The following is a 14,888-nucleotide window of genomic DNA, read 5'->3' as shown; positions in this document are numbered from 1 at the left end:
AAAAACCGCCTATCATCGGCGGTTTTTTTATTTGTCTGGGCGAATCGAATACAAATCACTGTTATGCTTGCCGCACTCCAAGTAGTAATGATGTGCCGCGTTTTTATCTTCCGCGACGACTCTCATACTGTGCATTTTCCCCTGTTCAAAGTAACGAATCTCGTACTCTACACTCGTATCAAGTTGCTCAGCAGCAGCCATGCTACGCCTCCATAAACTATCCTGATGTTATTGATGCAAATTATATGCCATATAAGGAACGCCGTTTCGTTCAAGTTTTGGTCGATAATTGCGCACTAACTCACTTTTTTGCGAATAGTTGTGATAAAAAAGTTAATTTCAAACTCTATATACTACATGAGTGGCAATGTCACTTTGCCGTACTGACGAAAGTTTGCCGCAATAATAAGTGATTAAGAATGAGTATAGAACTTAATCAATGGAAAAGGGAATATGGATCGGTGATGAAATTAAAAAGTTTATCTAATAACGCGGTTCGATACGGATGTATTTTGATATCTATTCTGGTACTCGCTGGCTGCGCGAAAAAGTTCTTATACAGCAATATTGATTGGGTCGTGATTGAATATTTGGATGACTACGTCTCATTAGATGGTGAGCAAGAAGCTCTGTTGGAAGAACGTATCTTATTATTGGCGGATTGGCATAAAGAAGAGGAATTACCCTTATATATCGATCACTTAAAACAATTAGAGTCACTGAATAAAGACAACGTGACACTAGAGTCATTGCAAGCCAACCGAGATAAAATGCGAGATCATTACCAACGTCTTGTCTCGAAAGCCGCGCCAGACCTGTTCTCGTTGAGTATGCAGTTAGACAGTAAGCAAGAATCGGAGTTTGTCGATAGCGTTAAAGAGCGTTACAAAGAACGCGATGAAAAATATGCAGGGAAAACGGAACAAGAGCTGCGAGAAATTGTCTTAGAGAATACAGAAGAGTGGATGGAAGAATGGCTAGGTAAATTATCTAGCAAACAAAAAGCACGTGCCAAACAGCTTTCTCAAGATGTGATAATTAATAGCCCATTATGGCGTGATTATCGTTCCTCTATAATTCAGGAATTAGAGTATCTTTTCGAAAATAAAAACAATAGCGTGGTTTACCAGCAGGTATTCATGCAGCTCCTGTTTGAACCGGAAAGTTATTATAGTGATCAACTGACCAAGAATATTGATCATAATATCGCTCTAACGGATCAATTCACCCTAGATATTTCTCAAACAATGAGTGATAAACAGTGGCGACATTTCCACGGAAAAATCCGTGAATGGCGTGAACTTGCTGAAGACTTATTGAATTAATTCTCGATAAAACAATCCCTTAATGTGAGTGCTGATGTGGCGTGTCAGCACTTTCTGATGAAAAACTGATTCAAAGCAAATTCTTATTGTGGCATGAGCGTAACATGGCTTGTCGAACCATGTTGGATAGGATCCTCGCACACCTTACATCCCTGTGCGTGGCATCCTTCGCTCAAAACAATGAGAATAATTATGAAGCATTTAGTTGAAAGATTTCTTCGCTACGTCACGTTCGATACTCAATCTAATCCCCACGAATCAGCTTGCCCAAGCAGCGGCGGGCAACTTGTATTTGCTCAGCAGCTTAAAAAAGAAATGATTGAACTTGGTTTAAGCAATGTGACCTTGAGTGACAATGGCTACCTAATGGCTAAGCTGCCATCTAACGTTGATTATGATGTGCCAGCAATTGGTTTTATCGCACACATGGACACGGCTCCTGATGCTTCAGGTAAGAACGTAAAACCACAATTTATTGAAGACTATCAAGGTGGCGATATCGCACTTGGTCTAGGTGATGAAGTGCTTTCTCCAGTGCAGTATCCAGATTTGCACGAGCTTCATGGCCACAACCTAATTACCACAGATGGCACAACACTTCTTGGTGCTGACAACAAAGCGGGCATTGCAGAGATTCTTTCAGCGGTAGCGATGTTGATAGAAAACCCAGAAATCCCACATGGTGACATCTGTATTGGTTTTACTCCCGATGAAGAAATTGGCCGCGGTGCTGATTTGTTTGATGTTGAGAAATTTGGTGCTGAGTGGGCTTACACTATTGATGGTGGCCCGCAAGGTGAGTTGGAATACGAAAACTTCAACGCAACCAGTGCAGACGTTATCTTCCATGGCGTGAGCGTTCACCCGGGCACAGCAAAAGGTAAATTGGTTAATGCAATGAACTTGGCGGCTAAATTCCAAGTGCAGATGCCAGAAGATCAAACGCCAGAAACCACAGAAGGCTATGAAGGCTTCTTCCACCTAAAATCTGGTGAACTTGGTGTCGCTCGCAGTGAGCTAGGTTACATCATCCGTGACTTCGACCGTGAAGGTCTGGAAAATCGCAAAGCCTTTATGCAGAAGCTCGTTGATGACATGAACGCAGGCTTGAAACACGGTTCGGTTGAGTTGAAGTTAACAGACAGCTATTACAACATGCGTGAAATGGTTGAACCATATCCTCACATTATCGACTTGGCGAAGCAAGCGATGGAAGCGTGCGATGTTGAACCTCTGATTAAGCCAATTCGCGGTGGTACAGATGGTGCGCGTTTGTCGTTCATGGGCTTGCCTTGTCCAAACATCTTCACGGGGGGTTACAACTTCCACGGTATCCATGAGTTTATTTCAGTGGAGATGATGGAGAAGTCGGTACAAGTGATCGTCAAAATTGCAGAACTAACGGCGAAGAAACACGGTTAATCATACGGCTGGTTGACCTAACCATTTAGACAAACAAAAGCCCAGACGCGTGTCTGGGCTTTTTCATTTGTTTTTTCGATTAGGGTTGCCTGAGTGCTCAAACAAAAGCTCAGTGATAACTTAGCGAACGCTTTTCTCTTCGATTTCGCTGATTGGTAGCCAGTTTACTTCCACACCTGCTTGGTCGAACATGTCTTGGCTCACTTGAATCTTGTCGCCCCAACGAGATAAGAAATCTTCAGATTGTTCAGGGCAACTTACGCGTGCAATACCTGTTTGAATGATTTTCGCAGCGCAGTTCGGGCAAGGGAAGTGGGTAACCCAAATATCACAACCGTCTAAATCGCGTTTAGAGAACAAAATCGCGTTCTCTTCAGCGTGCAACGTTTTTAGATACTTCAGTTCACGTTCATCCGTATCCACACTGTCGGAAACACCGTGTGGGTAGCCGTTAAAGCCAACAGAGACAATGCGGTTGTTTTTAGTGATTACCGCGCCAACTTGTGTTGATGGATCTTTACTCCAAGACGCCACAAGCTCAGCCATTTGGTAAAAACGTTTCTCCCATTTAGAAATCATACTAATCCTCTCGGTCGAAAGCTTTGAATTACTTGCATGATAACGCATTTTGTTTAAAAAAATAGTCAAATCATACGCTGCGCTTACGAAGTTTTCGTTTTACTAGGTTATCGGCCTATCATTGTGCAAATAATCTCCGTTCTCTAACCCACAACATTTACACGACTTTCATTGCGATTCGAGTACAGGATCGCAACAAATATAGCCTGCTAATTACGATGTTTGCGAGTCGTTTCATTGGCTTACACTTTGATACACTTTCCCCGGTTTCCTTTAAAGTTTTCGGACAAAGCACCCTGTAAGGTTAGGGTATTGTCAAACGAATCCTGTTCTATAAAGACGGTATATACATGCAAAAGAAACCACTCGTCGCATTAATGGCGGCAACAGCTATCCTCGCAGGATGCGGAGAAGCAAACAATGCCCAGAAGGGGGGCCAAGCTCCTCTTGTTGTGACTCAAGATGTCACAATTATCGACTACCAGCCGAGCAAATCTTACATCGGTCGCATTGAAGCAGTAGAAGATACAAATATCACGGCACAAGTCTCTGGCTATCTTGAAGCTCGCCATTTTGATGAAGGTCAAATGGTCGAGAAAGGACAATTGCTTTACTCCATCGAGCCTTCTTCTTTTGAAGCGCAAGTGGCGAGTGCAAAAGCGGCCTTGGCTCAAGCTAAAGCTGCCTTGAAGAAAGCGGAACTTGACCACGAACGAGGTAAGAACTTGTTGCCACGAGGCAGTATTTCTCAATCTGAATTTGATGCGTTAACGGCCACTCTTCTTGGCGCGCGTGCCGAGTTAGAAGCGGCAAACGCTCAGCTTAAGCTTGCAGAAGTAAACCTTTCTTACACGCAAATTCGTGCGCCATTTAGTGGCCGCATCAGCGACAGTAAAGTAAGTACAGGTGACCTGCTTTCTCCTTCTTCTGGCATTCTGACAACGCTTGTTAGCTTAGACCCAGTGCATACTTCATTCAGCGTTAGTGAACGTGAGCGTTTAACGCTTGGTATGGACCGCATTAAGGGTGACGGCAGTGATGAGTCGAGTGGTGTAGAAGTTCAACTTGAATTGGAAAACGGTGAGTACTTTGAGCACCTAGGTCAGTTAGACTTCTTGGGCAACCGTATCAACACCCAAACCGGTACGATTGCGATGCGTGCACTGGTACCGAACCCAGAGCAACAACTGCTTCCTGGTCAGCACATTAAAGTGAATCTGCGAGATAAAAACGCGAAAGACGTTATCGTGATTCCTCGTCGTGCGGTACAAACTGACCTAGAGGGTGATTTCGCAATGGTGATGACTGAAGGCAATGTTGCAGAGCGTCGCAACGTGAAACTTGGCCCTCAAGTAGAGCAGGGCATCATCATCAATGAAGGTTTGGAACAAGACGACACTGTAATTACACAGGGTCTGCAACGTGTACGTAACGGTGTAGAAGTGCGCATTCAATCTCCTGCTGAAGACAAGCAGTAGGAGGCGCAATGTTAAGTCGTTTCTTTATTCAAAGACCAAAATTCGCACTGGTTATTTCGATCATATTGACGTTGGCAGGTGCCATCTCTTTAGCGATCTTGCCAGTTGCTGAATATCCAAAAATCAGCCCGCCATCGGTGAGCGTGACCGCATTCTACACGGGAGCAAGTGCAGAGGTTGTGGAACAGGCAATAGCCGACCCGATAGAAACCTCCGTAAACGGTGTAGAAGACATGATTTACATGTCGTCTAAGAGCGCAAACGATGGTTCTTACAGCCTAAACGTTACCTTCGATGTAGGCACTGACCCAGACATGGCGCAGGTTAACGTGCAAAACCGTGTATCACAGATTGAGTCCAAACTGCCTCAAGAAGTGCGCATGGTAGGCGTAACGGTGAAAAAGCGTTCTCCTGACTTGTTGATGGTTCTGAACTTCTACTCACCTGACGGTAAGTACGATGACAAGTTCCTTATCAACTACATCAACCTGAACGTAAAAGACCAACTGGCGCGTGTTAAAGGCATCAGTGAAGTTAACGTTATCGGTGGTGGTGAATACGCGATGCGTGTTTGGTTAGATCCAGAAAAAATGGCTAACCTGAATCTCACGACAACCGACGTTTACTCAGCATTGGCGGAACAGAACGTACAGGTAGCGGCAGGTCGTATCGGTGCTGCGCCGTACAACAACCCTCAAGAAGTTCAGTTCAACTTGGTGACCAAAGGTCGTCTTGAGAGCGTGAGCGAGTTTGAGGATGTAGTACTTCGCGCAAACCCAGATGGTTCTACGGTATACCTAAAAGACGTGGCTCGTGTTGAGCTTGGTAAGAAGTTCTACGATGGTAACGGTAAGTTCCGTGGTCAAGATGCATCAATCGTAGCTCTGTCACTACAGTCAGACGCAAACGCACTGGAAAGTGGCCAAGCGGTTATGGACTTGCTTGAGCGCTTAAGCACTAACTTCCCTGAAGGCATGGCTTACGAGACCAGTTACGATACGACGGTATTCGTTGCTGAGTCGATCAAGGGTGTAGTAAAAACGCTGATTGAAGCTATCTTGCTGGTAATCGCAGTAACATACCTGTTCCTTGGTAGTGCGCGTGCAACCTTGATTCCGGTTGTTGCGATTCCTGTATCCCTTATCGGTACATTCGCCATCATGCAGGCGACGGGCTTTACCATCAACACGGTAACCCTATTCGGTTTGATCCTCGCCATCGGTATCGTGGTAGATGACGCGATTCTGGTTATCGAAAACGTGGATACCACCATGGCGAAAGACCCAACTATTTCACCGCGTAAAGCAACTTTGTTGGCGATGAAAGAAGTAACGGGTCCAATCATTACCTCGACCTTGGTTCTATTGGCGGTATTCCTACCAGTAGCCATGCTTCCGGGTATTACCGGCATCATGTATCGTCAGTTCGCATTGACGATCTGTATCTCAGTAGTTATCTCGTCTATTAACGCACTAACGCTGTCTCCAGCACTATGTTCGTTGGTACTGAAGCAGGGTGGCGGCAACACAGCAAACTGGTTCCAAGCGTTCAACCGTGGTCTAGAGCGCGTAACTGCGCGTTACGGTCAAATTGCGGGCTTCTTGGTTAAGAAGTCTATGTTGCTGATTGCTTTCTTCTTCGTGGCGGTTGCGGCAGTAACGTTCTTCGCGAAAACAACGTCAACGGCGTTTGTTCCTCAAGAAGATAAAGGCATCTTGTTGGTGAACGTTCAGCTTCCGGATTCGGCGTCGCTTTCTCGTACCGAGGAAGTAACCAATGAACTGATGAAGATGGTTGAACAAGAGCCGGGTGTAGATGGCGTAACCGTTGCGAATGGTTACTCATTCATGACGGGTGCAGCAGCATCAAACGGTGCGTCTCTGTTCATCAAACTGCATGATTGGGACACGCGAAACTCGCTTGACGGTGAACACGCTGCTAACGCAATTGCAAACCGCATCAACGGTCGTGCTGCGATGGAACTGCCTCAAGCAGTGGTATTCGCGATGGGGCCTCCTGCAGTACCGGGTATGGGCGCAGCGTCTGGCTTTGAGTTTGTACTGGAAGACACGCTAGGTCGTAGCCGTACTGATTTGTCGATGGTAATGGGTGAGATGATTCAGGCGGCTAACCAAGCACCAGAAATCGCTTATACCTTCAGTACTTTCCGTGCAAATGTACCGCATTACTATGTGGATATTGACCGTGAAAAAGCACAGCAGTTGGGTATTCCACTGTCGTCAATTTTCCAAACACTACAAGGTAACCTTGGTTCGTTGTACGTGAACGACTTCACCATGTTTGGTAAGAACTTCCGTGTAACCATGCAAGCAGATAGTGAGCACCGTAGCAGCATGGACGATCTGGAGCGTTTCCACGTTCGTTCTTCAAGTGGTGATATGGTGCCGCTGAGTACGCTAGTAAGCTACGAGCAGGTGTTCGAGCCAGATGTAGCGTGGCGTTACAACATGTACCGCAGTGCGATCATTCAAGGTCAACCAGCTCCGGGTTATTCAAGTGGTGATGCGATCGCAGCGATGGAGCGTGTCGCAGCTGAAGTGCTGCCGCAAGGTTACACTTATGAATGGACGGGTATGGCTTACCAAGAAGTATTGGCAGGCAACCAAGCAATCTACGCGTTTGCGTTGGCATTGATCTTTATCTACTTGTTCATGGTAGCTCAGTACGAGAGTTGGAGTATCCCTCTGGCGATCATCCTTGTGGTACCTGTGGCAACGTTAGGTTCTTTCCTTGCGTTGAACCTAACCGGAACGCCACTTAACTTGTACGCTCAGATAGGTCTCGTCTTGCTCATAGCGCTCGCGGCGAAGAACGCAATCCTGATTGTGGAATTCGCCAAACAAGAGCGTGAAGAGAAAGATGTGGATATTGATAATGCGGCAGTAGAAGGTGGTAAGCTTCGTTTCCGTGCGGTGAACATGACTTCTTGGTCGTTCATCTTGGGTATCTTCCCACTGATCTTCGCAGCCGGTGCGGGGCACGTGAGTCAGAACTCGTTGGGTATTTCCCTAATCGGTGGTCTGTTGTGTGTACTTCTAGCGGGTACCTTCCTGATCCCAGGCTTCTACGCTCTGGTACAGAGAAAGCGTGAGAAGATCCACGGCGGTAGCACCAAGCTTGTTCCTCTTGATGACGAATAAGCACTGAGTTTCATCAGATAGAAAAAGCCCGAGGCATGAGAGTGCTTCGGGCTTTTTATTTGTTTAATCAATAATGATTATGAGGGATAGTTGGTTACACGCTGCGTGTTTTGAATTCAGCGACAGCATCATCCATTTCATGGGCCTGAGCTGAAACCGAGTTCACCTCATGCAAACATTCTTGCGCTGATTGCATGTTGTTCTCTGAAATCACGTTTAACTCAGTAATCGAATCGCTCACCTGATTCATTACGATGCCTTGCTCTTCGATGGCAGAGGCGATGCGCTCGGAGTTGCCCTGAATTGCGTGCATGTCTGCGATGATTTGTTGCAAGCTAGAATCGAGCTTCTCTGAAGCGTGGAGAGTTTGCTGACCCTGATCGTTACATTGGTCGATATCAGATACGACCATCGACATCTGCGATTGAATATCAGACACCACGCGGGTGATTTCCTCAGTCGATTGATGAGTACGACTTGCCAGTGCACGTACTTCATCGGCCACAACAGCAAAGCCGCGACCTTGTTCTCCGGCACGTGCTGCTTCAATCGCTGCGTTAAGTGCGAGTAGGTTAGTTTGTTCAGCGATATCTTGGATGATATTTACTGCGCCGCCAATCTTCGCCACGTGCTCGTTGAGAGAGCCAATGGACTGCTGACTGTTTGAAAGAATACCAGTCAACTGGCCGACATTCGAAACTGTCGTCTCGACAACAGTACGGCCTTGTTCTGCATTGTTTGCTGCTTGGTGAACGCCTTCAACTGCTACTGAAGTGCTTTCAGAGATTTCACCAATGGTTGCGACCATTTGCTGAACGGCTGTTGCCATTGACGAAGTATGATCGGCTTGGGCATGGAATTGTTCCATTACGCCTTCCAGCTCACGGTGCATGTTGTCTGTACTTGCCGATAGTTGCGCTGACTTCTCTTGTGTTCCGTGGATAAGGTGCTCAAGTTTGTCTAACAGATCGTTTAAGTGATGGCTGATGTCTGCCAGTTCATCTTTCCCCGCGAGTTCAGAGCGTAGGCCCATGTTATTGCTTTCACTAATGTTTTTAATAGTGGTAAGCAAGCTGCTAACGCGAGTATTGATCGAACGTGAGATTTGGAAGATCAAGGCAAAGATGATGACGAGCACCACCGCTGTGATGACTTGTTTCACCAAATTGTTTTGGCTATCACGAGCTTGTGCTGCGTCGCTCAGGTCAGATGAAAAGGTTTTGAACTGCTGTTCTACCGCGTGTGATAGAGCACGAGTATCACCCAATAAACCTTTATTGTAAGCCACACCGATAGTTTGCTTTTGCGCAGCAAGCTGACGCGCACTTTCAATCAAAGCAGGTACGTATAGGCCTTGTAGAAGGCTTTCGTCCATTTCACCAGCTTTAACAAGCTCTGAGAATTTAGTCAGAGCCATGACTTGTTGATGATCAGCATTTTGCTCTGCAGCATAAAGCTCTCGCTCAAAAGTCGCCCATAAGCCGCTTTCCGCATCTAGACCGTAACGTCCGTAAGCAGAAACTAAAGTCTGGAAACCTTTTTGATAGGCCAATAAGTCTTGCTTGAATTGGTGGCTAGAAGGGAGGTCATAACGGTTAAGGATGCCAGCCAATTCTTGTTCAATCACCAAGAATTTATCGACGTTATCATCGAACTTATCAAGGTACTTGATGTTACTACGCAGTAAGAAGTCTTTTTCATTACGGCGTAAGTTAAGGAGACGAATCTCTAAATCACCAACGAGCTTAACAGCATGACCGAGCTCTTGGCTTTGGTTAGCGAAGTGTGACGAGGTACCCAGCAGGGCCATAATGCCCAGAATGGCGATCACTCCTAAGGAGTAGAGCTTGTGCCTAATAGTCATAAAGTTTGTCCTGAATAGTTGACTAAAGTAAGGAGCCCAAAAAGGTTCCCAATGGCTAGCTCTGACGTTTGTTAGTACAGCACTCTTTGGCGTTGCTGTTTTTTTGTCGCTTGCTTGTTTTTGCTATCAAGTCTGCGACGTTGCGAAGCGCGAGTTGGTTTGGTTTTAATACGCTTCTTTTCTTGCCGGCTTGCAGATTGTATTAACGCTTGTAATCGATTTAGTGCGTCTTCTTTGTTCTGCTCTTGCGTCCGAAACTGTTGTGCTTTGATGATGATTACGCCATCTTTGGATATTCGGCTGTCAGAAAGGGCAAGTAATCGCTCTTTATAGAATTCCGGCAGCGTGGAATGACGTACGTCAAAGCGCAAATGTATCGCGGACGATACCTTATTAACGTTTTGCCCACCACTTCCTTGAGCCCTGATGGGAGATAATTGGATTTCCCAATCTTGAATTGTGACGGAGTTCGAAATTTTGAGCATGTTTACTAAATGCCAATAAGGAATGTTGTAATGGCTGATAAATTACCATCAGAGATGTACAAATAGAAGAATTGACATGAATACGATAGATTTAAGCCCCTATAAAGGGTTGATTTTCGATATGGACGGCACCTTAATCGACACTATGCCAGCGCATCTAGCAGCGTGGCAAGCGACGGCAGACCGTTTCGATTTCCCTTTCAACCAAGATTGGTTGCACAGTTTAGGTGGCATGCCAAGCTTCAAAATCGTTGGCGAAGTGAACCGTCAACACGGTTTGTCTCTCGACCCTAAAACCGTATCTCGTTTCAAAATGGACACGTTTGCAGAGATGGAACAACACGGAGAAATCATCTCGTGTACTAACATCGTATTGGATGAACATCTAGGTAATAAGAAGATCGCAGTTGGTACTGGTAGCCAACGAGACAGTGCACTGCGTCTATTGGCGAAAGCAGGCATCTTGAAGAAGCTAAATGCTGTCGTCACAGCGACGGACGTCGAAAACCACAAACCTTTCCCAGATACATTCCTTATGGCCGCAGAACAACTTGGTTTAAACGCACAAGACTGTGTGGTATTTGAAGATACCGAGTTAGGCAAGAAAGCCGCTCACGCTGCAGGTATGGATTGTGTAATGGTCGAAGGGGATAAGTTAGTCTTTTATCCAAAGGCTTAACTCGCCATTGCTCAGAAGAGCTCTCCCAATAAAAAACGCCGCAATCAATGCGGCGTTTTTTTGTTCTTGTTGAGGATTATTGGATGTCCAATAGTTCCACATCAAAGATCAGTACACTTGCTGGTGGGATAGGGCCCGTACCGTTTTTACCATAACCAAGTGTGCTTGGTACGAACAGGCGGATTTTCTCACCCACAACCATGTATTGCAGACCTTCTTGCCAGCCTTTAATCACTTGGTTTAGGCCGAATGTGATTGGCTCGCCGCGCTCTACAGAGCTATCGAAAACCGTGCCGTCGATCAGTGTGCCGTGGTAGTGCACCTTCACTTTGCTCGTTGCGGTCGGGTGAACATCACCAGTACCTTGTTCAAGTACTAGGTATTGCAGGCCACTTTCTGTGGTAATTACACCTTCTTTCTTGCTGTTCTCAAGCAGGAATTCTTGGCCTTTAGCAAAGTTCTCGTCAGCCACTTTGTGGTTGGTCCAAGTGCGGTAGATAAAGAATGCCGCTAGGACGAAAATAATAAGAGGAAACAGAAATTTAGACACAGTAGCTCCTTGTCTTATTTTGGTTGTTTTAGCAGATAGTTGATGGTGTCAGCCATAGCTTCAACGGTTTCGTGACCACCAGTGATCACTTGGTATTTACCGTTTACGATAAACGCTGGAACTGAGTTAATTTGACCACGAGTTGTGATCTCTTCTGCTTTGGTGATGTATTCAAACAGTTTTGCTTGTTGCGCGTCGTCTAGTTGGTATGGGCTTACTAGGTTGCGAGACTCAAATGCTTTCTCAACTGCCGCTTGGCGCTCGTCTGCTGTTGCATCTGCCCCCATTTGAACTGCCGCAAACAGCTCTTCCATAAATGCTTTGTCTGGTGTGCCGTTAACTTGCATTGCTGCTGTGTAGAAGATGATCGCGCTGATCTGTGCACTCTCGTTAAAGGTAACGTGCATCTTCTCAACTTTTTGTTCTGTCAACGATTCAATCTGGGGAACGAACTGTTCCATCGTACGACAGTGTCCGCAAGTTAGAGAGAAAACTTCAGTAACTGGCGCTAGGTTGTATTCAGCAAGAGAAACAGGCAGCTCTTCGTACTGCTTGCCTTGTTGTGGCTGACTATTGCCGTTATCACAAGCTGTAAGGGCAAACACTGCCGCAAAAAGTGCAGCGCCTTTAGAAATAGTTTTAAACATGGGTCAGGCTCTAAATAGTAAAATTGTTGCTAGTTTATCGGTTAACGGTATCGACGAAAACCATTAATACGGCTTGTTACACTAAAGTGAGACAATCGGAGAAAGTTTAGACAAAACATGGCTATGACGAGTCAATTAAAGGCTTCAATGCTTGAAAAATCGAAGATTTCGACCGTTACAAAGCTCACTCTTGATAAGTGCAATATTTGTATCCAGCCCATCACCATTGATGAGGTTAGACAAATGAGAAGTGAAGTCAGAACTTTGGCACGATAGGTGCTTGGTAAATGGGATGAAATGTAAAAAGCACTAAAGTTTGGACGATTTGAGCCGACACAGTGAACAGGAATTCATTCTACGTTGGTAACGGTATGAAGCATTGGTTTTTAGTGGCATGCGGCCTTTTAGCTGGATGTGGCAGCATTAATTCAGATATGGTTCCGGGCGGTAATATGTTGGATACCGCTCCTCGAACTAACTCGGAACTCAGACACCCAGAGTGGGGTTATGCGAAGTCTTACGCATCAACACCTCGCTATGTGGCTCAAGCACCGAGTACAATGGGAAAAAAGTCACAGGGCGTGACGTCACTGGAGATGTTTTTAAATAGGCATCAAATCGCCCACGAAACCATCAGTGGCGACCACCTTATGGTGCGTTTGAAAGAACAGGTACACTTCCAAACTGGATCTGCGAGATTATCATCACAGTCAGAAGATTGGCTACGTAATCTTGGGCATTACCTTGCCGGACGAACAGACGTTGATGTGGTCATTGATGGCCATGCTGACAGCACAGGTGCAGCAACCTTTAACGATTCTCTATCAGAAAAACGTGCTCGCGAAGTTGAAAAGCAATTGTTAGCGACAAGCTTGCCGCGCCAACGAGTCTTCTCACGTGGTTTTGGTGAGTATGTACCCCAATGCAGCAATGCAACGGCAAGTGGTAAGGCGTGCAATCGCCGCGTGGAATTGATGTTGATTGTCGATCAGTAAATTCCCATTGAATTGAAACAAAAGAAAAGAGGCACCGTATGGTGCCTCTTTTACATCCGCCAATGTTCTTAGGGGGAACTAGGCAAATTCTTTTTCAATGTAAGTGACAATGTCTGAAGATTCGTAAAGCCACTGCGTTTCGCCATCTTTTTCAATGCGAAGACAAGGTACTTTCACGCGACCGCCACCTTGCTCAAGTGCTTCACGATGTACTGGGTCGTTTTTCGCATCACGTAATTCAATGTTTACGGATTGACGCTTCATAGCACGGCGAACTTTTACGCAGAAAGGACAAGCTTCAAATTGGTATAGCGCGTAGTTCTTCGCTTTGTCATCAACGCTTTTTTGTGCCTCTGCTGAGCGTTTAACGCCACGAGGAGAGAATACAGCATTGAGAAGTAAGATGATTTTTCCCAAAATCCAACGGATAAACTTCATAATGATCCCTTGATGTTCAGTGGATGAGTGTCCTTGAATGTCATGCAACGAGCTATAAATAACAGGCCATGTGTAACAAACAACCAAAGCAAGCCGTTGCATGAAAGGAAGTAGTCTATCAGGTGTTTGGTTTTGACAAAACCATGTTTTTTATGAGGAAAACAGGCGCTTTATCCAGCTAATTAGCCCGCTAGCTTTTGCTGGGTTTGCTTCTTTACCGAGGTAAAAACTCTGCATTAAGTCGGTACGGAAAGCATCGAGATCCATACGTTTGATCACTAACTCGTGTTGCAGAATGTTTTGCGTTTGCTCAGCATGGTCGTGCGCAAGGCTAAAGTCCATGTTGAGATAACCTTGAGTATACAACCACAAATGTGTCACTAGAACGAGGTCTTCAGCGGACTGATTAGTGAACTTTTCTGCGTGCTCATCACCTAGCGTGTCACTCAAGACTTGCTGCATATGATGAGTCGACGTGGCGTGCTGCTCATAGAGAGCACTGGCTTCGATGTGAGATTTGGTTAAAAGCCCAAGTAGATGCAGCGCAGGGGCTGTCTCAGGCTTATTTTCACATACTCTAATGAACAATGGGGCTTGTTCCTTTGTCCAACGTCGCCTTGCTGCTTTGTGCTCGTTAACGAAGGGAATGTTTGTGAACCCCATTTGTTGGATCTGTTCATTAAGAGGCGTCATTACTTTGCAATTCCTTCACCGTCACTTCGACGTGTTGTTCGTTAATATCAACGAAAATAGAGGTGCCGGTAATCATAACAGATAGACTAGTGCCGCGGTCAAGGTGCTGTGAAATCAAGTCGATAGCGTCGTAATCTAGACTTGCCACATCCACTGGAAGCATGCCAAATTTGCCTGCCATTTTATCCCACCAAACCGATGCTTTCGTGTTGTACGTGTACACCTTCACATGCTTAGCAAGGCGTGATGCTTTCTTGATGCGGTCTGGTTCTGGCTCACCGATTTCAATCCAATGTGTAATGGATTGGTCATCTTCAACGCGCCACAAGTCCGGTTCTTCTGTCGTAGAAAGGCCCTTAGTAAACTCAAGTTCTTTTTGGGCATTCAAACAGTAAGCCAAAATGCGCGCTAACATGCGTTGTGGTTTTTCTGAAGGGTGTAGGGCAATGGTCAGGTTTTTTGAATCGTAGTAATCGTTGTTCATATCGGAGATCGCGATACGAAACTTGTATATCGTCGGTTTAAGAGCCATAAGAGTGATCAATAATTTGAGGGCAAAAAAATAGCCAGCT

The 14,888-nt window shown here is 45.6% G+C and carries 15 protein-coding genes; 6 read left to right on the top strand and 9 right to left on the bottom strand.

Annotated elements, in window-relative coordinates:
- Positions 1-27 precede the first annotated feature (27 nt).
- Entirely contained in the window at positions 28-201 is a 174-nt protein-coding gene (locus tag VCHENC03_RS21335; RefSeq protein ID WP_009704747.1) for a hypothetical protein, read from the bottom strand.
- 263 nt (positions 202-464) lie between these two features.
- Between VCHENC03_RS21335 and VCHENC03_RS21340 the strand changes: the two genes are divergently transcribed.
- Together VCHENC03_RS21340 and pepT are read left to right on the top strand one after the other, a co-directional pair.
- Positions 465-1,325, top strand: coding sequence for a DUF6279 family lipoprotein (locus tag VCHENC03_RS21340; protein ID WP_032802103.1), 861 nt, complete (start codon positions 465-467; stop codon positions 1,323-1,325).
- 192 nt (positions 1,326-1,517) lie between these two features.
- A complete protein-coding gene (pepT, locus tag VCHENC03_RS21345) occupies positions 1,518-2,747 on the top strand; it encodes a peptidase T (protein ID WP_009704745.1) in 1,230 nt (409 codons plus the stop codon).
- Between the two features lie 120 nt (positions 2,748-2,867).
- Here pepT and VCHENC03_RS21350 read toward each other — a convergent pair whose 3' ends face one another.
- Complete coding sequence (locus VCHENC03_RS21350) at positions 2,868-3,326, bottom strand: dCMP deaminase family protein (protein ID WP_005435882.1); 459 nt, start codon at positions 3,324-3,326, stop codon at positions 2,868-2,870.
- Positions 3,327-3,676: 350 nt separating this feature from the next.
- Here VCHENC03_RS21350 and vmeY point away from each other — a divergent pair, with 350 nt between their 5' ends.
- Both vmeY and vmeZ read left to right on the top strand, forming a co-directional pair.
- Entirely contained in the window at positions 3,677-4,804 is a 1,128-nt protein-coding gene (vmeY, locus tag VCHENC03_RS21355; RefSeq protein ID WP_005435881.1) for a multidrug efflux RND transporter periplasmic adaptor subunit VmeY, read from the top strand.
- Positions 4,805-4,812: 8 nt separating this feature from the next.
- The gene (gene vmeZ, locus VCHENC03_RS21360; RefSeq protein ID WP_009704744.1) at positions 4,813-7,965 is read left to right on the top strand and encodes a multidrug efflux RND transporter permease subunit VmeZ; all 3,153 of its coding nucleotides are present in this window, start codon (positions 4,813-4,815) and stop codon (positions 7,963-7,965) included.
- 94 nt (positions 7,966-8,059) lie between these two features.
- On the opposite strand, the gene VCHENC03_RS21365 is transcribed toward vmeZ, so the two are convergent.
- A complete protein-coding gene (locus tag VCHENC03_RS21365) occupies positions 8,060-9,829 on the bottom strand; it encodes a methyl-accepting chemotaxis protein (RefSeq protein ID WP_009704743.1) in 1,770 nt (589 codons plus the stop codon).
- Positions 9,830-9,900: 71 nt separating this feature from the next.
- Positions 9,901-10,314 carry an alternative ribosome rescue aminoacyl-tRNA hydrolase ArfB gene (gene arfB, locus VCHENC03_RS0125405; RefSeq protein WP_032802102.1) on the bottom strand — a complete coding sequence of 138 codons (414 nt, stop codon included), beginning with the start codon at positions 10,312-10,314 and terminating at the stop codon, positions 9,901-9,903.
- Between the two features lie 76 nt (positions 10,315-10,390).
- On the opposite strand from arfB, the gene VCHENC03_RS21370 reads away from it, so the two are divergent.
- Positions 10,391-10,993, top strand: coding sequence for a beta-phosphoglucomutase family hydrolase (locus tag VCHENC03_RS21370; RefSeq protein WP_032802100.1), 603 nt, complete (start codon positions 10,391-10,393; stop codon positions 10,991-10,993).
- 76 nt (positions 10,994-11,069) lie between these two features.
- Here the strand turns inward: VCHENC03_RS21370 and VCHENC03_RS21375 are convergent, their stop codons facing one another.
- Together VCHENC03_RS21375 and VCHENC03_RS21380 are read right to left on the bottom strand one after the other, a co-directional pair.
- Entirely contained in the window at positions 11,070-11,543 is a 474-nt protein-coding gene (locus VCHENC03_RS21375; protein ID WP_009704741.1) for an FKBP-type peptidyl-prolyl cis-trans isomerase, read from the bottom strand.
- 14 nt (positions 11,544-11,557) lie between these two features.
- A complete protein-coding gene (locus VCHENC03_RS21380) occupies positions 11,558-12,190 on the bottom strand; it encodes a thiol:disulfide interchange protein DsbA/DsbL (RefSeq protein WP_009704740.1) in 633 nt (210 codons plus the stop codon).
- A gap of 371 nt (positions 12,191-12,561) precedes the next feature.
- On the opposite strand from VCHENC03_RS21380, the gene VCHENC03_RS21385 reads away from it, so the two are divergent.
- The gene (locus VCHENC03_RS21385) at positions 12,562-13,185 is read left to right on the top strand and encodes an OmpA family protein (RefSeq protein ID WP_032802098.1); all 624 of its coding nucleotides are present in this window, start codon (positions 12,562-12,564) and stop codon (positions 13,183-13,185) included.
- A 78-nt stretch (positions 13,186-13,263) separates the two neighbouring features.
- Here VCHENC03_RS21385 and VCHENC03_RS21390 read toward each other — a convergent pair whose 3' ends face one another.
- The 3 genes from VCHENC03_RS21390 to VCHENC03_RS21400 form a co-directional block, all read right to left on the bottom strand.
- The gene (locus tag VCHENC03_RS21390; RefSeq protein ID WP_009704738.1) at positions 13,264-13,623 is read right to left on the bottom strand and encodes a glutaredoxin family protein; all 360 of its coding nucleotides are present in this window, start codon (positions 13,621-13,623) and stop codon (positions 13,264-13,266) included.
- A gap of 150 nt (positions 13,624-13,773) precedes the next feature.
- Complete coding sequence (locus VCHENC03_RS21395; RefSeq protein ID WP_009704737.1) at positions 13,774-14,316, bottom strand: hypothetical protein; 543 nt, start codon at positions 14,314-14,316, stop codon at positions 13,774-13,776.
- Positions 14,303-14,848 carry a YaeQ family protein gene (locus VCHENC03_RS21400; RefSeq protein WP_009704736.1) on the bottom strand — a complete coding sequence of 182 codons (546 nt, stop codon included), beginning with the start codon at positions 14,846-14,848 and terminating at the stop codon, positions 14,303-14,305. The genes VCHENC03_RS21395 and VCHENC03_RS21400 overlap by 14 nt, the downstream gene beginning before the upstream one ends.
- Between the last annotated feature and the right edge of the window lie 40 nt (positions 14,849-14,888).

Source organism: Vibrio sp. HENC-03 (assembly GCF_000305755.2).
GTDB classification, from domain to species: domain Bacteria; phylum Pseudomonadota; class Gammaproteobacteria; order Enterobacterales; family Vibrionaceae; genus Vibrio; species Vibrio owensii.
This window is presented reverse-complemented; position numbering and strand designations above follow the sequence as displayed.